The organism is Bacteriovorax sp. BSW11_IV (assembly GCF_000447755.1).
Classification (GTDB): Bacteria; Bdellovibrionota; Bacteriovoracia; order Bacteriovoracales; family Bacteriovoracaceae; genus BSW11-IV.
The window spans coordinates 16,056-37,599 of the sequence record NZ_AUNE01000038.1; the positions used below are offsets into that span (position 1 = coordinate 16,056).

Below are 21,544 nucleotides of genomic sequence, written 5' to 3' on the forward strand. Positions count from 1 at the left end.
TATTACAGTAGGTAGATAAATGTGAAAACTAGAATCCAAACAAGGTCAACAAAGTGCCAGAATAGTCCAGCAATTTCTAACTGTCCGTAATCACCTTTATCAAATCGTCCATCAAGAGCTTGCTTATACATATAACAAAGGTAAAGAACACCAGATAGTACGTGGAGTCCGTGAAACCCTGTAATAGAGAAGAAAGTTGATGAAAATAGGTTATTTCCATGAGCATAGGTACTAAAAGTCATACCCATAGCATCCATCAAGTGATAGTACTCGTACGCTTGAATACCAAGGAAGATCGCTCCACCTACGATAGTTGCAAGCAACCAGTTTAGCATTTCCTGTCTTGCTCTTCTTTTACATGCATCAATAGACATAACCATAGATACTGAAGAACAGATAAGAATAAAAGTCATAATCCCTGAAAGGTGTACACCACCTAGCGCTTCAACTGGATTTGGCCAATCTTTAGTGGCACGTAAAACAGCATAAGCAATAAGGAACCCAGAAAAAGACATAGCATCCGTTCCTAAGAACAACCACATCCCAACTTTACCTGGGGAAGCTTTTCCAAACTGAGGATCGTTTGGATATGAGATTAGCCCATCGTGAACTTTAACTTCGTGAGTAGCGTGACCCATTTCTATCTCCTATAAGGAAACCCAGAGACTATTTTTTAGTCTCTGGAGAATATTTATCTTCACCAATTTCCAGAAGGTACTTAGTAAGTGCATTGATTTGCTTCTCAGCATCTCCACCAAATACTTCTGTATCTGTACTTTCACCATTTTCCCAGAAAGATGGCATTACTGTTCCTGGAAGAATTTTTTGTGGATCATGTAACCACTTCTTAATCCAGCTTGCTCTTAGTCTTCTCTTCGCAAAGTGAAGATTTGGTGCAGTTGGATCTTCTTTGTTAAATCCAGTAGTGTGACAAGAAGCACAGTCTAAACTCTTAAATAGTTTTACTGCCCCTTCTCTTTCACCAGGTAACCATTTAACTGTCTCATAGTTTTCTTCGAAAGTTTCTTGTCCAGCTTTTGCTTGGAACATAGCTACAATCTTATTTCTTTCATCATTTGAAAGAACAAATGATGGCATTCTTACGTTCAACCATGGTCTGATCTTATAAACATTGTTTAAGAAGAAGTGGAACCAATCAGCTTGAACTCTATGTCCTTCACCAACAAGTCTTGGTGGCGCTTCATTGATATCATCTGGATACATATTAACGATGTCTCCGAACATTCCATCAATTTGGTGACAACCAACACAGTTGAATTTTTGTACAACTTTCATACCTTCTGCAACAACAGCTTCTCTAGCATCAAGTCTCTTAACACCTGATAGAGGAACTTTATCTGCAACCTGTCCAAGTAGAGCTGTCGTAATTGTCTCAGCTTCTTTTTCAGACATATCGAAGTTAGGCATTCTTAGTAAATCTTTGAATGGCTTATCTACACCGTTATCCCATCTTCTAGGATTGATAAGGTGAGCTTTAATCCAACCATCTCTTGATTTTTCTACATCGTACTCGTGAGAGAAACCAAATTGAGTAAGTGGTTTAGAACCAACTTTTGTAAGTTCTGGACCAATTGGAGCTCTACCATCAAATCCTTCAATCGAGTGACATGAGTAACATCCGTACTTACCAACAGATCTGTAACCAAGCTCTAGAGTTCTTTCTCTATCGCTCATGCTAGCAAGCTTCTTCTTAGCAACTTCTTCAGTATCAAACGCAGAGAAGTACTCAACAAGTAGTTCATCTCTAAGTTCTTTGCTCATATCTTCAAACTTTAAAGATTCGAACTTCTTATTTTTCATGCTCATTAAGTAAGCAGTGATGTCATTAGCTTCTCTGTCTGTTAGACGGAAAGAAGGCATAATTGTATCTTCTTGGTAGTGAGATGGTTTCTTTAACCAAGACACTAGCCAATCTGCATCTACTTTAGACCCAATTCCAGTAAGGAATGGACCTGCGTGAGCATTAACTTTCTTAGATTCAGGAGCAAAATCATCTACTCCGTGACATGCCATACATCCTACAGACTTAACTAGCTCTTTTCCTTTTTCAGAATTACCACCAGAGTACTTCATGAAAGGCTTGTAAGGCTTAGACTTATCGTAAATGAATTCTGCAATAGCATTAACTTCTGCAATATTCTTTTTAATAAATTCATCTTTCTTCGTATTGTTCATTTGCATGAAGAAAGAAGGCATTTTTGCATGCTTATTAAATGACTTCGGATCCCATACCCAGTTTTTAAAGAATTCTTTATCAACTTTCGCTGCAATTTTCTCTAAACTTGGACCTGGTTTACGCTTATGCTCCCACCCTTCGATTTTGTGACAAGCATAACATCCAAACTTTTCAATATTTCTTCTACCTTCATTAAGAGCTGTTGCTCCAGGAAGATATTGAGTTTCAGTGTGACACTTAACACAACCGGCTTCAGAATGTTGCTTCTTGAACATTTCGATAGGCACTTTGTGTGGAGCATGCCAGTGATATTTCTGAATCCACTCAGCTTTTTGCTCTTCATTCTGAGGAATGTGAGCCGCTGAATTGAAATTAGTTACTCTATGACCTTCACCACCGTGACAAGTTGTACAACCAAATTTCTTCATCGGGTGAGTTGAATTTGCCCCAACCATCATATCAAGCTTCGGGTGAGTCTTGTGTGGATTCGGTTGATCTTCGTAACCTTCTTGATCAATAAAAGTGTGACAAGTAATACATCTATCAACCTTTGGAACGTGTTGGAAGTATCTATCATCAGTAATATTTTCAAGTACGATTTGGTGAATCTTCACTGTTGGATCTAAGAAATCAACAAAAGGAGCGTTTCTTAATGCAAAAAGTGGATTAAGAGCAAGCTTCGACTCCGCCTTCTGCAATAGATCAAGCTTCATAGTAATACCAGTAAGTTCTTTTTCTAATGTAGTAAGGTCAGATTTCTCAGCAGCAATTGCTTTGTTTTTTGTTTTTTCCTGAGCCTGAAGGGCCTTCATTCTGTCTTTCGATTCAGCGAATAGCCTTTTTTCTTCTCTTAGCTTCTTAAATAGGTCGCCTGCATTTGCTTTATGGTGAGAATGTGCGTTCTCCCACTTGAAAGTAAGTGCAGCAACTTGAGAGTTAAGACGACCATTGATAATCGTCTCTTCTTTAATATGCTTAAGAATTTGCTCTAATTCGTCAGTGATCTGATCAATTGTTTCTTTTTTAGAAGCAACGTTAGCTTTCGCTTCTTCAATTTTCTTTTCTAGATCAGCAACCTTATCTTTATCGATAGTTTTTTCTTCTTCCGCTACTTGTCCAGCAAGTTTAGATTTTTTAATCTTCATTGCTTCTACTTGGATAGCTTTCCATGGACGGATATAGTCATCCAAGAAAACCCATACAACCGTAATTAATAGCGCAACTGAGAAGAAGGCAAATACCTTGTTCAGTTTATCCATGTTAAAGGCCATTCCTGGCTCATTCTTTTTACTCATCGTCAAAAACCCTTTCTTTGTTCTCGGTTAGAGACTCAATTCCAATTCAGGAAGTGCAATAATGTACTTTAAGCTAAACAACCATCTAAGAACCATCTTAATTGGTAGTGAAGTCATTCCTAGTAGAAGGAAAATAAAGATGTAGTATCTTACTTTCCCCATATCACCGATTAACTTCTTCCCCCACTTAGTAGTGGCAGAAAGAGGTGGAAGAACAACAACATATACAGCTGTTAAGATAATTCCTAAGAACTCTCTTACGATCATATTGTGTGGCATTGGCATATTTAACCATTTTACCCACACAAACTCTGATAAGTTGACGTTATATTCGGCAACAACTTTGTGGAAATCCCAGAACTCAAACGGACCGTAGAATGTCCAGTTTGGACCTCTTAGGAATGTACCTACGATAATTAGGTAGATCCACAGAACTAGCCAACCGAACATGAAAAACCACATTGCCATTTTTCTCTCAGCAATAGTGAAGTATCCGTTACCTTTTGGATTTGTATCAATGTATGGAACTGCTAAAAGTCCAACAACGATTAGACCAGGAAGAACAACCCCTGCCATCCAAGGGTCAAAGTATACAAGCATTTCTTGTAGACCTAGGAAGTACCAAGGAGCTTTCGCTGGGTTTGGCGCCCAAGTTGGGTTAGCAGGTTCTTCAAGTGGAGCTTTAAAAATAATGGCCCAAACAACTAAGAAGATAGTTGTTCCGATCATACACATAAGCTCTACGTATACTAGGTTTGGCCATGTCCAAACTTTTTCTCTATTTTCAGGAGTAGCTTCAATTGGAGTTAGACCTTGTTCAAGTCTTTCGTCGTTTTGAGCACATCTATAAAGAGAGTACCAAGTTAACCATGCGATCAACACGATAATAATGTTGATAGGAATGTTGTCTGGCCAAAGAATAATGGCCACGAAGTTTGGATCCGTACAAAACCAAACTACGACTGGTAATAAAACTGCAAGTGAAATGTAAGCAAACTTCTTTGTCCCAACAATTCTATAATATCTCATCATTAGATAGTACAGAAGCGTTACCACAGGGAACGATCTAATTGGGTCTGCCATCCAGTTAATAAATTCTTTCATTAATATAATCCTTAAAAAATTATCCTAATTCTTATAGTGGTGCCGAGATACCACCGTCTTTTCTTACGCGCCAGAAGTGAACAGCAATTAGCGTTCCAACTACAAGCGGAATGAAAACACAGTGAAGAATGTAAAATCTAAGTAGCGCTGGCTCACCAACAAAACGTCCTGCTAGAAGCTGGAAGCGCACGTCGTTTTTATCCGATACCATTACGAAGTCACCGATTTGAGCTAGCGCCGCTCCTGGACCACCGTGCCCAAGGAATGGAGTAGCTTTTGCCATGTTCGAACCAACTGTAATCGCCCAAATAGCAAGCTGATCCCATGGAAGAAGATAACCAGTGAATGAAAGAAGAAGTGTAAGTACTAAAAGAATAACACCAACACCCCAGTTGAATTCTCTAGGTGGTTTGTATGAACCTGTCATGAATACACGGAACATGTGTAGCCAAACAGTAATAACCATCGCGTGAGCACCCCATCTGTGAATCTCTCTCATAATACCGAGAGGCACGTGCTCTTTAAGTGCGATAATATCGTTGTAAGCATATTCAGCTGTTGGTCTGTAATAGAACATTAAAAGAAGACCAGTAACAGTTAGGGCAAGGAAGATAAAGAATGTTAATCCCCCCATACACCATGTGTATCCTAGCTGAACACCTGACTTTTTTAACTTAATTGGGTGTAAGTGTAAAAATACGTTACCCGCGATTACGGCTGCTCTATTACGTGCATTATTAGGTGGCCCGTGTCTGAAGATTGACTTCCAAACCTGGGTCTCACGAACTTTGTCAGCAAAACCTTTTCCAGACATTTTTTCTTCCTTCTCTATTTATATCAAAATTAATTCAACTCAATTCAACTCAATTCAACTTTAGATTAAACGCCAATGTATGAATCTGGGTGATCCCACTGACCCATCTCGTATCTGAAGATCTTCGTCTTATCTACAACGATCTTTCCGTCAGAATTTAACGAGATTTTGTATCTCTCTAATGGTCTTGGAGCTGGTCCCTCAAAGTTAATACCACTCATGTAGTAACCTGAACCGTGACATGGACACTTAAACTTCAACTCGGCAGGTAACCAGTTAGGTACACAACCAAGGTGAGTACAGATATTTGAAAGGGCCACAAGCTTACCTTCTTGCTTAACCATCCAAACACCAAAACCATTTTTCCATCTCTCGTCTACACCGTTTTCATACTCCGTAGGAAAACCTGCAACGAAATCCATCTCTGGTTCGAAGTTAACGTTTGGATAAGTAAAGCGAAACGCTAAACTTCCAAGCCCCGCAAGCGCAGCTGTGAAAGCAACCCATCCTACTGTGATGAAACTAAAGAATTCTCTTCTGTTTAATTGTTGTCTGGTCTCTTCTGACATGACCTCAAATCCTCTTTTCAAAGAAATAAATTATTAAAGGAGTTGCATCCAAAGGATCCAACTCCATTATTAAATATTTAAATATCCGTTGCCAAATTATCGGTTGAGTTTATCACTTTTTCAACAAATTTAAAACTTCCTTGGCCTTAGATACAATCTTTACATCCTCATCGTTAACCGAGATTTCCCCGATTTTTTGAAGCAGTGCGCCCCACTCAACCTTTACAGCAGCGTTAATCACATTAAGCTTCAGCGCAGCAATTTGATCAACTGTAAATAAAGGAGATTTCCCTGCTTCTTCAGATGGAACATATTTTAATCTTAACACCTCTTCCAATACTGGAAGGGCCTTGTCACTTCTAAAGTAAATTAGTGAAGTCGCTGCAGCAAACTTAATACCGCTACCCTCATTATTTAACAGGGCTTCAATCTGAGCTTGCGCTTCAACAACTCTATGAGTTCCCAGCGCCAAAACTGTCGCTTGAACAAGAGCGTGATCCTCATTATTTAGATATTCCATCAATTTCGACCAATCAAAAGTTTCAATGTGAGGAATATTTCCAATTGCTACGATTGAATGGAAAACAATATTTTTATCTGTTTCTGAGATCGAGTCTTTAAGTAAACTTAATGAAAGAGGAGTGCGCAGCGCACCAAGAGCAACAACAACAAAATCTTTTGTTCTTGTATCAATAGTATTTCTGTAAACTGACTCTAAATTTTCTACTAACCATGGCACATCCTCTTCAGGAATTTTGCCTGCGCTGATCACTTTTGAAAGCTCAAGGGCCGCAACCCACTTATTTCCAAAAGTTTTCGACTGCATTTCTCGCACAAGATCCTTGTACGATTGATCAGTTGAAATCATCTTTGTTACGCCAAAAATCACCAAAGCACCGATTAATACGATAGCTATAGGGACCACAAGACTTCCCACAAAAGAGTTTTCCATTATTTTCTTGTCGATAGGACTCTGCTTATTCTCAGTCATAGGCATCTCAATGCTTTTCAAAATTAAGGATCTGTTTTATATGAAGTGGTGTCAGATTTAACAAATCTACATTACTATGACAATCCAATTAATTGTCATAAATTCCAATGGAAACTGATTTAAACAAAGAGTGATTATATGGCGTATTTACTTCGTGGACTTATTTTACTTATGGTAGCAGGTGTTCTACTCACTGCAGGACTAGCGATTGGCTTTATCCACCTTCCTTTGAACCATATTCAGGTGGCCATTCCAACGTTCATTTATACAATTTTCGCACAGGCCTTCGTCATGTTTTATTTCATTGGCGTATCGCGTCTGGTCAACAATATTCACCTCATTCTTCACTCTGAAAAAAATCTTCACGAATTATTTGAGGCTCCTCCTGCGGATCTTGCTCCTTATACTAAGAAAGTTGAAAGATTTGTTCACGAAGCAGATCTTGCAAAACGCCAAACGATTCCATGGACAATGCTGATGCTAATTCTTGGAATGATTGCCTTTTTATTAGGTGGTGCCCACGATACAAATCTGGTTCAAAAAACAACTCACTCTGGTGTTGTTTATGGATTTATTGCGGCCATGCTTATTGGTTTTTTTAGACAGTGGTGGTTTCTTGGGAAGGCCCACATTCTCTTAAGAAAAGTTAAAGGCCTTTTTGAAATTCCAGACGGAAGTATGTAGATCAACTACATCCTCTTGATCCAAATAAATACCTTGTTTTTTCCTGGAGGATTACGTCCAGCAGTTGTTCTACTTTCATAGATAATTGCTTCGTTTACTTCCATTACCTGGGCCATAAATTCTTTAAGATAGGTACGTGGAACATATAGATTGTAATAAAGACCGCCAGGAACATCGAGACCAGGTTTAACATTATCAACTTGAGTAACACCGTACTTATCAAGAAGTTGTGAGATTTTGACCTTGGCTAAATCGGCATCCGAGCTTCTCATCATTACACGGTAAACTTTAGTATTTCCGTAACTCGTATCACGATAACCGGCCTTATCCTCTTCATAAGCAGATTGCTCAAGATCAGCGGCATTAATATCTTTGGGTAAAGAATCCCATGAAGTCAAAACAACTTCCGATTCAACATCTTGCCTTTCTTGTTCTTCTAAACTTTCCCCAAGTTGATTCCCGAAATTCTCAACGTTTTCAATATCAGAGATATCTAATTTGAAATCTTTAGAAACTTCATCTTCATCTGCGGCCTTGAAGGATAAAGTTTTATCTAGCCACTTAAATTGGGGTTCATAAATACTGATTTTATCCGCGAGATAATCCTCATACCAATGGTTGATGTGAGTAACACCCCAAATAATCGCAACTGTAGCAATCAAAAGGATGATGGCCTCTTGAAGAATCTTTACTTTATTTGAGAATTTTTCTTTTCTCTTTATCAACTTTAAATCTTGGCTTTCACTTGAAAAATCTTTTTTTAATTTTTCTAAAAATCTCATCCAATCTTCATAAAGTGTAACTTCTAAAGATGGCATAATCTCTTCGACATAGGCCGAGATATCATAATTTTCAAATGTGACTGAATTTAAAATTGTCGCAAATCTAACATCAAGATTTTCACTTCCAAGGTTCCCAACTTGAAAAATTTCGCTGAAAAACTCTTCTTTATGGGGTGCAATATCTACAAAGTAATTTCTTAATATAACTGCAATGTGCGAAGGTGAAAGCTTTGATAGTTTTGAGAGTTCATAAATAGATAGACCCTTCTCAATAAAACAAAAGCAAATGAATCTTTCTTTGAGCCAGTTGAACCATGAAATCAATGGTCCAACTTTTAAAGATTCTCTCGCATAATTAAAACGATCAATAATTTGATCTAAGGTCAAATTAGCAGAAAAAAAGACAGACCAAAACTCTTCAAACTGAGCTTTATAACGTCCTTGCCATGTGACACTTTCAATATTGAGCTTTAGCCAACGCCTAAAGTCCTGAAAGTCTCCATCGCCAAAAATTAATTCCATCTTTTTTTCCATCTACTGACTTTAGCAAGATTTCAACAAGAGCGCTATCCCTTGTCCGCCTCCAATACATGCAGAAGCAACACCATAATTTAATTTATGATGCTTAAGTTGTCTTGCAAGAGTTAGAGAAATTCTTGTACCAGATGCAGCAAGTGGATGTCCTAGTGCAATCGCCCCACCCCAAATATTAATTTTATCAGCAGGAAGATCCAGATCCTTCATACAAGATAATGTCTGACCAGCAAAAGCTTCATTAATCTCAACTAAATCCATTTTAGAAAGTGTCATATTATTTCTTTCTAATAGTTCTTTAATGGCCGGAGATGGTCCAATACCCATAATCTTTGGATCCACTCCAACAACATGTCCATCAACAATTTCAGCGATAGGTGTAACATTATTTTTTTGACAAAATTCTTCAGAGGCAACAAGCACAACTGCTGCACCATCAACAATTCCTGATGCAGAACCCGGAGTAACAACTCCATTTTCTACAAAAGAAGCACGAAGTTTTGCCATAGAATCAACGCTTGCATCCTCTCTTAAATGTTCATCATTAGAGCAGATAGATTTCTTTAATTGAATCGATGCAATCTCGCCTTGAAGTAAATTATCTTTATAAGCTTTTAATGCTTTTGCATGTGACTCGTATGAATAGACATCGCAAGACTCACGAGTTACAGAGAATTGTTTTGACAAATTTTCAGCTGTAATACCCATTGGAGTGCCAGCAAATTTATCTGTAAGCGCATCTAAAAGCATATCTACACTTTTTAAACTTCCATACTTCGTTCCAAATCTCCCACCATAAGTTAGGTGTGGAGTCATAGACATATTCTCAGTTCCACCGGCAAGAACAAGTTCAGCTTCACCAAGTTTAATAAGTCTTGTCGCATCTAAAATTGATTGAATACCTGAGCCACATAGTCTGTTAACTACAAGTCCTGGTGTTTTTTCCTGACATCCTAGTTTTAAAGCAAGGTGTCTTCCGCCATACATGGCATCAGTTGAAGAAGTTATTACATTACCCAGAATTACCTGATCAATTTTATCTGGATTGATTTTTGTTTCCTCAAGGAGGGCCTTTCCCGCATAAACAGCTAAATCTACAGGAGTAATATCTGCTAAAGAGCCTCCAAACTTTCCAAATGGAGTTCTCTTTCCTGCGACTAAATATACTTTCTTACCATGATTTAAGGACATATTTTCCTCCCTTGAGGGCCATCGTTATTCTTCTCTACAATATATTAGGACGCTTCTTTATTTGAAGCAAACATTTGGAATAAGTTTATGTCAGAAATAGCACAAATCAGAGCAGCGAAATATCAGGAAAGCGAAAACAAGCGCTACGATCTTGAACTACGTAAACTAAGAAAGACTCACCAATCAGAATACGCTCAAGAAGTAAAAAAGCACGACAAAACAATGGATAGACTTGGTAAAGACTTTTCAACAGAAGTAACCAATCTTGAAAGTGAACTTGAGCAAAGACTCGTAGAAATTCGAGAGAAACAAAAAGATACACTTGTTACAGAAAAAAGAAGACTACAAGAAGAAATCGATAATCTAAAAAAATCGCATCAAGACAGAGTTTCTGAACTTAAAGAAAGTCAGGACAATCAAATTGAAGAGATGCTTTCATCTCATAAGAACACTCTAGACAACGCCCAAGAAAAGTTTAAACGCGAAAAAATGAAACTTGAGAGCTAAATCTAGTTAGGGGAATAAATGGAAAACCAAGGATCAATTTTTATCAATGGCAAGGCCCAGATTATCGAGATGCTTCAGTATATGACTGAAGAGGAAAAGATGAAACTTGTTAAGAACATTTATCATCGCAATCCGCAACTTGCTAATGAACTTTTTGAAAAGAGCTTAAAATTCGAAAGTATTTCAAGCCTTTCAAATGATGATATTCAAAGAGTACTTGGATATACTAACCCACAAGTTCTTGGAATGGCCCTAAGAGGCGTACCACAGAGTCTTCAAAGAAGACTACTTTCACTAGCTCAAAGACCATATGCGGAGACTGCATATAATGTTATGGTTTCTGCTCAAAACTATTCGGCCAAAGATGTGCAAAGGGCCCAAGAAAGAATTGTTGCCACTCTTATTAGTCTTTCAAAGAAAAACGTAATCAAACTTCAATAAAAAAGGCCTCTCTAGAGGCCTTTTTTCTTTTTATATTCTTCTAACGATTTTTTAATCTTCACTTCCTCATCTTGCCCGAAACCAAAGCCTTGTTCAAGATCATCAGAAATCCTATGAGCACGTAATATATCCATTGTATTTTCTAAACGACCGCTCATTAATGATATAAGATCATTCATCCATTCAGGACATGTTTTCATAGCACCTTTAAGATCGTTTCTCTTAATCATAAAAGCATTTGTTTCTTCAACTGCAACGGCCGATTCTTTTCTTGATGAATCGGAAAAGAATGATTCCAATCCAATAAACTCTTTATCTTTTAGTCTCGCAATCGCTACTAAGCGACCAGCATCTTCTTTTATCAGCTTAACGATACCCGATTTAATTAGATAAACGTAATTTGAAGGTTCTCCTTCAACATATAAAACCTGGCCTTTTTTAAACTTTATAGGCTTTGGCCCTTCATTATTTAAGAAATCGTTCATCTATTTCTCCAGAAACGGCCGTTCCGTAACGTAGACCGTATGTACTCATAATTAACTTTTTAACTCCAAGACCTTTAACAAATAAGCTAGCACTTGCTTCTCCACCATTCATAACCTTTGCTCTTTTTCCCAAAAACGGAAATTCTTCAAGAATTTCCTGAGCATTACGGCCGATATATTTATGAATGAAATTTTCAAATTCTGCTGTTGTTAATTCTAAATTATTAACAACACTTGGGTCAAAAACTTTTAAACCTTTAAACATGGCACCAATTGAAGTCATGCAACCTGCAACACAAACAAGTTCATCTGTTTTGTACTGAGCTTTGATATCTTCACTAAAAGGGAGATTTGTCTTCTCTTCAAAAATTCCCTCGCTAAGCCACTCTTGTGCGCGAACAGCACCAATTGGAATACTAATTGATTTTTTTATTTCAAAGGGAGTGTGCTTTACTTTAATAAACTCAGTTGAAGCACCACCAATGTCCATAATGACGTATTCTTCAGATTTTGCCCCAAGACTAGCGCCCTTGGCCGTGTAATATGCTTCCCCTTCACCAGAAATTATTTTAATTTCAAAGCCAATTTCATTTTTAATTTTTTTAAAGAACTCTTTGGCATTTTTAGCGACACGTGAAGCTTCAGTTGCAGTAACAAGGCAATCTTGCGCTCTAAGATTATGTTTGTTTAAAATATCTTTATACTCATTAAGAGCAATAAGAGTATCTGCCATTGATTCTTTGTGAAAAACACCTGTTTTATCAAGCTCTCTTCCAAGACTTGTAATATGAGAACAATCCTCCAATTCTCTAAAGGAAGAATCGCTCTCATAATCTAAAACAAGAAGTAGAACACTATTTGAACCAATATCAATACTTGCTCTTAACATTTTACTTTCCTACAACTTTAGAAACATTTTCAGGAAGAACTGGCTTTATTAAACCATTCTCACAAAAAATTCCTGTAATAGTTTTATGGTCTGTAACATCAAAACTAGGATTTAGAGCTCTTGATTTTTCTGGAGCAACACGTATTCCTCTAAATTCTAAGATTTCTAATTCATCTCTCATTTCAATAGGAATTTCGTTACCCGTTTTCATATTTAGATCGAATGAAGTTATTGGAGCTACGATATAAAAAGGAACATTATAGTGATTCGCAACAATACTAAGTGTTGAAGTACCAACTTTATTTGCAGTATCTCCATTTGCTACGATTCTATCTGCACCTGCAAAAATAGCATCCACACCCTTTTCTTTTAGAAGATATGAACTTGCTCCCTCTACAGTAACTTGATGTGGAATTCCTTCTTTAGATAACTCATAGGCCGTTAATCTAATCCCTTGCATGTATGGTCTAGTCTCAGATGCAAAAACATGCTTGATTTTACCTTTCTTATGAAGATAGCTAATTACTCCAAGAGCTGTTCCCATTGGTCCACAAGCAAGGTATCCAGTATTACAAATCGTCATTAAGGTATAAGGGCCTTCATGACCTGTTGAACGCTTTAATTCTTCTTCTGCAAGTTGGGCCATTTTATAATTTTTATTATGTAACTCTTCCATCTGTAGGTGAGCATGTTTCTCTAAAATTTCTTTTAAACCTTTCAAAGAGCCATGTTCATTAAAATATTTTTTCGCCTTATCAACACAAACATTTAATTCAAATTCTAAATTAACAGCAGTTGGGCGTGATGAATTAATATAGTTAGAAACTTCAATAAACTTTTCTAGATTTATATCATTTTGAAGGGCAATCACCTGTCCCCAAATTCCAGTAAAACCTATTAGAGGCGCCCCTCTAACAACCATATCTTTAATGGCATCAAAAACTCCTTGAACAGAATCAACTTCAATTACAATCTCTTCAAGTGGTAACTTTCTTTGGTCTAAAAGATATAGTTTTTCATTTTTCCAAACTAATGGCTTCAATATTTCTGTCATTCAAATAATCCTTTCAAAAGCTTTTTGGCGTCTTCTTTAGACTTACCCTTTAAAAATTTATCTATTTGTTTATTAATTATTTTTTTACTTTGTGCCTTTACGGCCTTTTTCCCCATTTTTTTTACTGTGTAATCATAATTTGGTAATAATGAAAATCCTTTCCCTTCAATCCTCACAGGAATAGTTTTCATTCCAAAATCTTTTTCAATTGTTTTCGATAATTTTCCAGAGCGATCTCGTAATTCAAATTGTAAATAACTACCCTTTTCAACTAAGCTAATTTCACCTTTTCCTGATAAATCAGCTACTTTCTTACCAATGACAGATTTAAGTCCGATTAATTTAATTCTTTCATCATTGAGGTCATAATTGCTCGAGATCGAATCGATATGGGGAGCACTTTCCAGCTTAAATTCTTTATCAATAAAAGGAGCTAAGGCCGGAATATTTTTTACATATTGAGTTAAATATTTTCCCCCATCAAAACCGGCAACACCAAAACTTTGAGCGGCCATCTTTCCTTTTGCTTTATAAGAAATTTTTGAATTTATTTCAAATTCGCCTTTAGAATCAAAATCTACTAGACCTGTCGCTTCCTTGAAGTCATCGAATGAATATAATCCATTGAATGCGGAAAGGTTTAGACGATTAATATTTACGGAAAAATCACCTTTTATATGATTCCCAAAAACTGCAAGAAATTGTCCCTTTAAAATTCCATCGCCAATATTTAGATTCATATCAGTAAGTTTCATACTTTTATTTGTAACAATTAAATCTAAATTCCCATTAACAGGAGCTTGACCAATCATACAATTTTGGAAAGTTGCAGAAAGGACCATCGGTAAGATAAATAAAGAATCTTTCTCTTTTGCTTTTTCCTCTGATTCTTTTTTTAATATCTCTTCACTACTTGCGCTCTTCGTTCTAATTTTCTCAATGTATTTAACGTTTTGAAAATGAACAGCTACATCTATTGGTGCCAGCTTTTTAATATCAAAATCAAGAGGGTCAAATTTTAATGAAAAATCTGAATCAATCTGACCATCAAAAGCATTTGTCACAACATGAATTTGTGCTTTCTCTTTAGTCCAACTAAATTCTACGGCACTTTTTGATTTGATTTTATTTCTTATGATTACGAGATCAGGACCTAATCTCCCCTTAAGATCAGGAATCACTTTATTTTCATCTAGAGCTAAAGAGCCTTCCAAGTTTAAAACGGCCTTTGAATAATCAATCTCATTTAAATGATCTTTTACTGTTAGATCTCTTAGAATTGAAGGTAAATGTAGTGAAAATTTCACATCATTAAAACTAGTTCTCTTTTTTTCAATTATTACGGTTGTTGAAAAAAGGCTATCATCCCCTATTGTTCCCTTCACCGTGGTATTTATAGTTTTATCACTTGTAATTTTTAACTTAGCTTCTGCACTTATGTTTGGAATATTTCCAATTTTTGAAAAAGATATATTTGTAAGTTGATTGTTTAGAGTTAATTGTATCTCTTTTTCTTTAATGAGATGTGATACATCGAGCTCTCCAATAATCATGGCATTTAATGAAACACTATCCTTTTTCTCAAAGGCCGTTATAACTTCGAATGAGGCAATTCTCGAAAAGCCGAGATCGTTTACTTTGACCTTATCAACTTTTAAAAGTGTTTCTTCTTTATCTTTAACATACTTCACAACTGCATTGTAGACACCTACATCAACAAGAAAAGTAGCAAATGGACCAAATTCTAGACCAATATCTTCTTCTACATCCTGATTCTTCGAAGAAGATTTAGGGCCCTGTGCCTTTATTTCAGAATTTTTTAAGGCGAGGGTCCAATTATTGATTTTGTTCACATCATGAACATTGATTTGGGGTTCTTCAATTCTAACAGTCGCCTTTCCTGTTCCAAGTAAGAATGGGATAAGAGCAATTTTTGCTTCCGCTTTAGAAAAATGAAGTAGTGGTGATTGATCTTTTTTCAATTTTAAATCAAGATCTAAAAAATCAACTGTTATAGTTAATCCGAGAGAATAATCAACTTTTTTCAGTTGAACATTAGCTGAAGGAAATACTTCTTGAATTTTTTCAACTACAAGAGAATGTATTTTTTCAGGATTGAGCTTCTTGCTGGCATAGAATATCCCTCCAGCAGCAAGAAACGATAAAAGAACGAAGATTAATCCTAAAACTTTAAGTAACTTCCTCATGAAGCCCTCTCTTATATATTCTTAAAGAAGCGTTAGTGGAGCAAATTTCACCATAAATTTCTTCTTCGCTCCATCAGAAAACTTGATAACAACTTTTTCATCATTCCCAAGACCTTCTGTTTCTAAGATTATACCTTGACCATAAAGGCCATGGGCAACTTTGGTCCCCTTAGGGAATTTAGGCTTTGGCATATCTGAAGGAGTAGACTGAACTTGATATACAGGTTCATCATCGTAATGACCTTCTTGGGAATAGTCGTCTTCCCACTCTCTTTCAAAAGTTCTTCCTCTTGCAGATGTGGCACCGTTTGGTTTTCTCCAAAGATAGTATTTATCAGGTATTTCATTAATAAAGCGACTTGGCCCGTTAAATTTTAACTGACCAAATAACATTCGCCCTTGAGCAAACATAATATAAAGTCTCTTCATCGCTCGAGTCATTGCAACATAGAAAAGTCTACGCTCTTCTTCTATTCCATTTTCTCCATCTTCGAGACTTCTAAAGCTTGGAAATACATTTTCCTCTGCTCCGGCCAGGAATACATAATAAAATTCCAGACCTTTTGCTCCGTGAATCGTCATCAATGAGATTTCACCGCTGTTTGAATCGGCTTCTTCTATATTTGAATCCAGAGTTATTGTTTCTAAAAAGCCAGTTAAAGATGGATTTTTTGTCGTTTCTTCGTATTGCTTAATAGCGTTAGTTAATTCTTCAAGGTTTTCAATTCTCGCTTGAGCTTCATATCTTTCAGAACTCGATTTTAAGAAATCATAATAACCTGATTCATGAAGAACCTTCTCATACAGAACACTAGGAGATACTTCCTGAGTTTCGAGAACTTTGACTTCGTTAATTAAAGTCGCAAATTGAGAAAGTGACGATTTCACCTTCGCACTCATTTTTAAATGAGAATATTCTTCCACGTTATCAACAATTCCAGAGATGACTTCCCACAAAGAAGCGTTATTTCGAACAGCTTCTTCTTCGAGCTTTCTTAAACTTGTTGCCCCGATTCCGCGAGTCGGTACATTAATAATTCTACTCAGAGCGAGAGAGTCCTTACCATTTACGATTAAACGTAAGTATGAAAGAAGATCTTTAATCTCTTTTCTATCGTAGAACTTTACTCCACCTACAACACGGTAAGGAAGATTTGCTCTTCTTAGATAATCTTCAATAATACGAGATTGAGAATTTGTTCTATAAAAAACAGCAATCTCACGACAAGGAACTTTATTTTTAATTAATTCTGAAACTTGATTTGCAATAAATTCAGCTTCATCTTTATCGCTGTGGCATTCGATGATTTCGATAGACTCCCCTTCTGGGTTGTCTGTCCACATGCTTTTTCCTTTTCGCTGTGTGTTTCTTGAAATTACACAAGAAGCTGCTTCAATAATATTTTTAGAAGATCTGTAGTTCTGTTCAAGCTTTAGTAACGTTGCGCTTTTAAAAGTTTTCTCAAAATCTAAGATATTCCTAATATCAGCACCACGCCATGAATAGATCGATTGATCTTCATCACCAACAACACAAATATTGTGGTGAGTTTCGCTAAGCATTTTAATTAAATCAAATTGAGCCCTGTTAGTATCCTGATACTCATCGACTAAAATATATTTAAATCTTTCTTGATAACGCTTTAATACGTCAGGATATTTTTCAAATAATTGGATTACACCTGTAATTAAACCACCAAAGTCTGTAGCGTTGGCCTTATGTAGTTCAGCTTCATACTCTGTATAATAACCAAAAAATGGGTCACCTTTGTCAACTTCGTACTCTAGATTCTCCTCGTCACGCCCGGGATAGTGACCGTGATTTTTTAAATCGTCGATGTAGTAAAGAATTTCAAATGGATTAATTTCTTTTGTACTAATACCTCTTCGAGCAAGTAAAGTTTTAGCGATGGCCTTTGACTCTGAAGTATCATAGATCGTAAAGTTACGACTTAGTCCTAAATAATTTGCTTCGCTTCGTAGTACTCTTGCACAAAAAGCGTGAAACGTAGTGACTTGCAAAGCACCGATGTCACTTTGAACAAGGGTAGAAACCCTCTCTCTCATTTCTTTTGCGGCCTTATTTGAAAATGTAAGTGCAAGTACTTGATATGGACTAATATGAAGCTCTTCCAAAAGATAAGAAATTCTTGTTACAAGTGTTCTTGTCTTTCCCGATCCTGCACCAGCTAGAATCATTACAGGCCCTTCCGTATTTAGAACGGCCTGTTTTTGAGCTTCATTTAATCCATTTATATTCATTGATTACTCTACAGTTACTGACTTCGCTAAGTTTCTAGGTTTATCGATATCCGTACCTTTAAACTTGGCCATATAGTATGAAAGAAGTTGATTTACTACGTTCACATATAAAGGTGAAAGTTCATCTAGTCCTTCAAAATCTAGAGGAATGTAATAATCACTTAATTCCTCGGCTTCTTTATTTCCTCTTGGACCTATCGTTACGATAACACCCTTTCTCGCTTTAATTTCTTGAACGTTTGAAAGGGCCTTCTCGAATAACTCAGGACCAACAATTGCAATATTTACTTTTTGCTCGTCGATCAAAGCAATTGGACCGTGCTTTAATTCTCCAGCAGCATATCCTTCAGCATGAACGTACGCGATTTCTTTTAGCTTTAAAGCTCCTTCTAGAGCGACGGGGAAATAAACCCCTCTTCCAGTAAAAAAGAAACCTTCATAGTTATAAATTGATTCAGCAACTTCTTTGATCTCCTCAGAGCGAGCAAGAAGCTCATCAACTCTTTGAGCGAGAAGAGCAAATTTCTTAGTCATTTCAACTTTAAATGATTCATTTTGAAATTCTTCATTTAACGAAGCACTAAAAATTCTTCCTGTTAGAACTTGTTGAGTAAAGGCCTTTGTACTTGCAACACCAATCTCAACACCTGCTCTAATTAAAAGATTTTCAGTACAGTCGCGAAAAAGAGTTGAGCCTTCAACATTAACAAGTGACAGAGTTTTCAACCCAGCTTCTTTGCAAAGAGCTTGAGCTGCTAATGTATCTGCTGTTTCACCAGATTGACTGATGAACAATCCCAGTTCATTTGGCTTGATAAGTGGTTCTCTATATCGGAATTCGCTTGCTAACTCAGGTGAACAAGAAATTTTATTAAATTTTTCTAGATAATCCCTAACCACAAGACCTGCATAGTAAGCTGTCCCGCATGCTGTAATATGAACTTTAGAAAAATCCATTTGTCTCGCTTTCTCTAGAGAATCACGACCTTCACCTTGAAAGTAAAATTGAGTAAGAGAGCGAATTAGCTCTGGTTGCTCATGAATTTCTTTAAGCATGAAATGCTCAAAATCCCCTTTATCAGCAGGATCATGAACCATGTCTTGCTTTTTAGAAAGGTAGCGTTTTGATTTTTCTTTATCTAGTTCATAGAAGTTTAGAAGATTTGTATTTCCTACACTCAAGTGACAAAGAACTTTGTCTTCAGGGAAATAGATTTTATCAACCATTCCAGCAAGAGCATAAGGGTCAGATGACACAAGGACTTCTGAACTTACTGTGTTAATCCCACATACTAGTGGCGCTCCGCTTTTAATTGCAAAGATTTCGCCTGTTTTTCCATTTAGAATAACAAATGCCGAGTGACCTTTTACAATTTTATATGTAGCGATGATTGCATCGATTAGTTCAAAACCATTTTCAACATGATCAACAACTAGGGCCAAAAATACTTCAGAGTCTGTTTTTGAATTAAACTCATAACCTTTTTTCAAAAGACCATCACGAAGCTCACTAGCATTTTCAATAATACCATTGTGCACGAGTGATAATTCATTTTTTGAGTGAGGGTGAGAGTTCGTATCGTTAACCTCTCCGTGTGTGGCCCAACGAGTGTGACCAATACAAGAGCGGGCCGATATATTTTGTTCTTCTAGAATTTTTTGTAAATTTTCAATCTTTCCAGTTTTTTTAAATACTTTTAAATGATTCGTTTCATCAACAAAGCTAACGCCTGCTGAATCATATCCGCGGTATTCAAGTCTTTTCAATCCTTCAATAACAGATTCAACAGAATTTTGAGGACCAAGATGGCCAACAATTCCACACATAACGACTTCCTTGCTACGCACAATGCGAATAGTATTAGACTATCAAAAATAGCACTATTACTAAGGAATTCCAAGTTTGTGGAATGAGTCAAAAAACAAAAAAGGGTCCCGAAGGACCCACACTTTTAAATATTATTTCTTTTTGATGAAACGATGGGCCATACCATCTTTTGTCACTTGCTTAGTGCGCGAGATGGCAAAGGCTCCATTGGCCATAGAGTGGGTCACTGTAGTTCCACTGGCCACAAAACAATCTTCACCAATTTCCACGGGAGCAATTGTTTGAGAATCAGAACCAATAAATGATCCTTTACCTATTTTAGTTACGTGCTTATTGGCCCCATCGTAGTTACATGTAATGAAACCACAACCGATATTTACCTCATCACCAATAAAAGCATCTCCCACATAGCTTAAATGAGAGACCTTAACCCCTTTTTCAAGCTTAGATTTTTTAATCTCTACAAAGTTTCCAATCTTAGACTCTTCACCAATATCTGCTCCTGGACGCAAATGCGCAAAAGGACCGATACTTGCTTTACCATGAACAACGGCACCATCTAAATATGAGTAAGCCTTAATATGGGCACCATCCAAAATTTGAGAATTTTTGATTACTGCACCTTGCTCAATTTTAACGTTTTCCCCAATTTTCGAAGTTGCATCGATGGAAACGTTGGCCTCAATTATTGTTCCTTTCCCAATTTCAGTTGTTTCAATATTGATTAGAGAAGGATTCTTAAGGATAACACCATTTTCTAACATTAACTTTTTTGCGATACCTTTTCTGAATAATTCCTCGGCCACCGAAAGTTGGAATAAATCATTCACACCGAGAAAGCATGATTTATCTTCGAAACAAACGGCTTCAACAGCGTAATTCTCTTTGAAAAGATCTGTTAAATAAAACTCACTCGCCTTATTATTTGATCCTATATCATAAATATTTTCGAGAACAAATTTCGTTTTTAAGATATAGACACCAGAATTAACTTCATTAATTTTTAAAATTTCTTCACTACCATCTTTCTGTTCAACGATGTTAAAACCCTTTTCTTTACGAACGATACGTCCATACCCAAACGGATTTTCTTCTTTGAAGGTTGCTGCTACTGCGTCCAAATTTTTAGTTTTTATTACGTCCATTAGTTTTGATAGGACATCCACACTTAACAGAGGAGTATCTGCGCAAAGCACGATTGTATATTCTGTGCTTTTCGAATTTTCCGTTTTGTCGAAATATGTTTTTAAAGCATCTGCCGTACCAAGTTGCTTTTCTTGAAATGCAAAAGATATTTTTTTCTCTGGATAACCACTTTGAATATAACTTTCTAACAATTCTCTTTTATGGCCTGTAACTAGAGTTACGCTTGCACTTTTTGAATTGTTAAAATATCCCCACACTGGAGAAAGAGCATAATCAATTAATTTTTTGCCCATAAATGGAGCTAATGGTTTTGGAACATCTAGTTTAAGTCTTGTTCCCATTCCTGCGGCAAGAACTACCACCCCATATTCTAGTGACATAGCTTTTCCTTTCGTTTTAATGACCGTGCTTTTTAGTCCAATTTTTCAAACAGCGTCTACAAGGGAATATAATACAAATAAAAGGAAGGATTTGCGAACGAAAACCAATTTTGTCAGTTTAATATCTTAAAAAAACTTCAATAATTATGACAAAAAGTTTAAAGACTTCGCTTTTTTTCCCGAT

General features: G+C 36.5%; 18 protein-coding genes. 3 read left to right on the forward strand and 15 right to left on the reverse strand.

Annotation, left to right across the window (positions count from 1 at the left end; all coding sequences use genetic code 11):
* Positions 1–2: 2 nt before the first annotated feature.
* The 6 genes from M899_RS10300 to M899_RS10325 form a co-directional block, all read right to left on the reverse strand.
* Positions 3–638 carry a cytochrome c oxidase subunit 3 gene (locus M899_RS10300; protein WP_021271417.1) on the reverse strand — a complete coding sequence of 212 codons (636 nt, stop codon included), beginning with the start codon at positions 636–638 and terminating at the stop codon, positions 3–5.
* A 28-nt stretch (positions 639–666) separates the two neighbouring features.
* On the reverse strand, positions 667–3,492 hold the full coding sequence (locus tag M899_RS10305; RefSeq protein WP_021271414.1) for a c-type cytochrome: 2,826 nt from the start codon (positions 3,490–3,492) through the stop codon (positions 667–669).
* A gap of 27 nt (positions 3,493–3,519) precedes the next feature.
* Positions 3,520–4,596 (reverse strand): cytochrome B(C-terminal)/b6/PetD, encoded by a 1,077-nt coding sequence (locus tag M899_RS10310; protein WP_021271461.1) that lies wholly within the window; start codon positions 4,594–4,596, stop codon positions 3,520–3,522.
* 31 nt (positions 4,597–4,627) lie between these two features.
* Positions 4,628–5,410: a cytochrome b N-terminal domain-containing protein gene (locus tag M899_RS10315; RefSeq protein ID WP_021271390.1), complete on the reverse strand. Its 783-nt coding sequence runs from the start codon at positions 5,408–5,410 to the stop codon at positions 4,628–4,630.
* Between the two features lie 65 nt (positions 5,411–5,475).
* A complete protein-coding gene (locus M899_RS10320; RefSeq protein ID WP_021271405.1) occupies positions 5,476–5,979 on the reverse strand; it encodes a QcrA and Rieske domain-containing protein in 504 nt (167 codons plus the stop codon).
* A 112-nt stretch (positions 5,980–6,091) separates the two neighbouring features.
* On the reverse strand, positions 6,092–6,970 hold the full coding sequence (locus M899_RS10325) for a HEAT repeat domain-containing protein (RefSeq protein WP_021271427.1): 879 nt from the start codon (positions 6,968–6,970) through the stop codon (positions 6,092–6,094).
* A gap of 138 nt (positions 6,971–7,108) precedes the next feature.
* Here M899_RS10325 and M899_RS10330 point away from each other — a divergent pair, with 138 nt between their 5' ends.
* The gene (locus M899_RS10330; RefSeq protein WP_021271465.1) at positions 7,109–7,654 is read left to right on the forward strand and encodes a hypothetical protein; all 546 of its coding nucleotides are present in this window, start codon (positions 7,109–7,111) and stop codon (positions 7,652–7,654) included.
* A 5-nt stretch (positions 7,655–7,659) separates the two neighbouring features.
* Here M899_RS10330 and M899_RS10335 read toward each other — a convergent pair whose 3' ends face one another.
* Together M899_RS10335 and M899_RS10340 are read right to left on the reverse strand one after the other, a co-directional pair.
* Entirely contained in the window at positions 7,660–8,970 is a 1,311-nt protein-coding gene (locus M899_RS10335; protein ID WP_155897181.1) for a hypothetical protein, read from the reverse strand.
* 9 nt (positions 8,971–8,979) lie between these two features.
* Complete coding sequence (locus M899_RS10340) at positions 8,980–10,161, reverse strand: thiolase family protein (protein WP_021271382.1); 1,182 nt, start codon at positions 10,159–10,161, stop codon at positions 8,980–8,982.
* Positions 10,162–10,248: 87 nt separating this feature from the next.
* Between M899_RS10340 and M899_RS10345 the strand changes: the two genes are divergently transcribed.
* Both M899_RS10345 and M899_RS10350 read left to right on the forward strand, forming a co-directional pair.
* Positions 10,249–10,668 (forward strand): hypothetical protein, encoded by a 420-nt coding sequence (locus tag M899_RS10345; protein WP_021271415.1) that lies wholly within the window; start codon positions 10,249–10,251, stop codon positions 10,666–10,668.
* Between the two features lie 18 nt (positions 10,669–10,686).
* Positions 10,687–11,109 (forward strand): FliG C-terminal domain-containing protein, encoded by a 423-nt coding sequence (locus M899_RS10350; RefSeq protein ID WP_021271401.1) that lies wholly within the window; start codon positions 10,687–10,689, stop codon positions 11,107–11,109.
* Positions 11,110–11,120: 11 nt separating this feature from the next.
* On the opposite strand, the gene M899_RS10355 is transcribed toward M899_RS10350, so the two are convergent.
* The 7 genes from M899_RS10355 to glmU form a co-directional block, all read right to left on the reverse strand.
* Positions 11,121–11,594 (reverse strand): Crp/Fnr family transcriptional regulator, encoded by a 474-nt coding sequence (locus tag M899_RS10355; RefSeq protein ID WP_021271472.1) that lies wholly within the window; start codon positions 11,592–11,594, stop codon positions 11,121–11,123.
* Positions 11,575–12,483, reverse strand: a complete 909-nt coding sequence (locus M899_RS10360) for a Ppx/GppA phosphatase family protein (RefSeq protein ID WP_021271479.1) — start codon at positions 12,481–12,483, stop codon at positions 11,575–11,577. Before M899_RS10360 ends, M899_RS10355 begins: the two co-directional genes overlap by 20 nt.
* Before the next feature lies 1 nt (position 12,484).
* The gene (gene mtnA, locus M899_RS10365) at positions 12,485–13,537 is read right to left on the reverse strand and encodes an S-methyl-5-thioribose-1-phosphate isomerase (protein WP_021271454.1); all 1,053 of its coding nucleotides are present in this window, start codon (positions 13,535–13,537) and stop codon (positions 12,485–12,487) included.
* On the reverse strand, positions 13,534–15,744 hold the full coding sequence (locus tag M899_RS10370; protein ID WP_021271448.1) for a hypothetical protein: 2,211 nt from the start codon (positions 15,742–15,744) through the stop codon (positions 13,534–13,536). The genes mtnA and M899_RS10370 overlap by 4 nt, the downstream gene beginning before the upstream one ends.
* 21 nt (positions 15,745–15,765) lie before the next feature.
* Positions 15,766–18,006, reverse strand: a complete 2,241-nt coding sequence (locus tag M899_RS10375) for an ATP-dependent helicase (RefSeq protein WP_021271462.1) — start codon at positions 18,004–18,006, stop codon at positions 15,766–15,768.
* Between the two features lie 3 nt (positions 18,007–18,009).
* Positions 18,010–19,833 carry a glutamine--fructose-6-phosphate transaminase (isomerizing) gene (gene glmS / locus M899_RS10380; RefSeq protein ID WP_021271473.1) on the reverse strand — a complete coding sequence of 608 codons (1,824 nt, stop codon included), beginning with the start codon at positions 19,831–19,833 and terminating at the stop codon, positions 18,010–18,012.
* 132 nt (positions 19,834–19,965) lie between these two features.
* Positions 19,966–21,360: a bifunctional UDP-N-acetylglucosamine diphosphorylase/glucosamine-1-phosphate N-acetyltransferase GlmU gene (glmU, locus tag M899_RS10385; protein ID WP_021271471.1), complete on the reverse strand. Its 1,395-nt coding sequence runs from the start codon at positions 21,358–21,360 to the stop codon at positions 19,966–19,968.
* Between the last annotated feature and the right edge of the window lie 184 nt (positions 21,361–21,544).

Coding starts and splice junctions, on each gene's coding strand:
- M899_RS10315 (WP_021271390.1), bottom strand. CDS start 5,410: ATGTCTGGAAAAGGTTTTGCTGACAAAGTTCGTGAGACCCAGGTTTGG.
- M899_RS10305 (WP_021271414.1), bottom strand. CDS start 3,492: ATGAGTAAAAAGAATGAGCCAGGAATGGCCTTTAACATGGATAAACTG.
- M899_RS10350 (WP_021271401.1), top strand. CDS start 10,687: ATGGAAAACCAAGGATCAATTTTTATCAATGGCAAGGCCCAGATTATC.
- M899_RS10310 (WP_021271461.1), bottom strand. CDS start 4,596: ATGAAAGAATTTATTAACTGGATGGCAGACCCAATTAGATCGTTCCCT.
- M899_RS10375 (WP_021271462.1), bottom strand. CDS start 18,006: ATGAATATAAATGGATTAAATGAAGCTCAAAAACAGGCCGTTCTAAAT.
- M899_RS10325 (WP_021271427.1), bottom strand. CDS start 6,970: ATGACTGAGAATAAGCAGAGTCCTATCGACAAGAAAATAATGGAAAAC.
- glmU (WP_021271471.1), bottom strand. CDS start 21,360: ATGTCACTAGAATATGGGGTGGTAGTTCTTGCCGCAGGAATGGGAACA.
- M899_RS10330 (WP_021271465.1), top strand. CDS start 7,109: ATGGCGTATTTACTTCGTGGACTTATTTTACTTATGGTAGCAGGTGTT.
- M899_RS10335 (WP_155897181.1), bottom strand. CDS start 8,970: ATGGAAAAAAAGATGGAATTAATTTTTGGCGATGGAGACTTTCAGGAC.
- M899_RS10370 (WP_021271448.1), bottom strand. CDS start 15,744: ATGAGGAAGTTACTTAAAGTTTTAGGATTAATCTTCGTTCTTTTATCG.
- glmS (WP_021271473.1), bottom strand. CDS start 19,833: ATGTGTGGAATTGTTGGCCATCTTGGTCCTCAAAATTCTGTTGAATCT.
- mtnA (WP_021271454.1), bottom strand. CDS start 13,537: ATGACAGAAATATTGAAGCCATTAGTTTGGAAAAATGAAAAACTATAT.
- M899_RS10360 (WP_021271479.1), bottom strand. CDS start 12,483: ATGTTAAGAGCAAGTATTGATATTGGTTCAAATAGTGTTCTACTTCTT.
- M899_RS10320 (WP_021271405.1), bottom strand. CDS start 5,979: ATGTCAGAAGAGACCAGACAACAATTAAACAGAAGAGAATTCTTTAGT.
- M899_RS10340 (WP_021271382.1), bottom strand. CDS start 10,161: ATGTCCTTAAATCATGGTAAGAAAGTATATTTAGTCGCAGGAAAGAGA.
- M899_RS10300 (WP_021271417.1), bottom strand. CDS start 638: ATGGGTCACGCTACTCACGAAGTTAAAGTTCACGATGGGCTAATCTCA.
- M899_RS10345 (WP_021271415.1), top strand. CDS start 10,249: ATGTCAGAAATAGCACAAATCAGAGCAGCGAAATATCAGGAAAGCGAA.
- M899_RS10355 (WP_021271472.1), bottom strand. CDS start 11,594: ATGAACGATTTCTTAAATAATGAAGGGCCAAAGCCTATAAAGTTTAAA.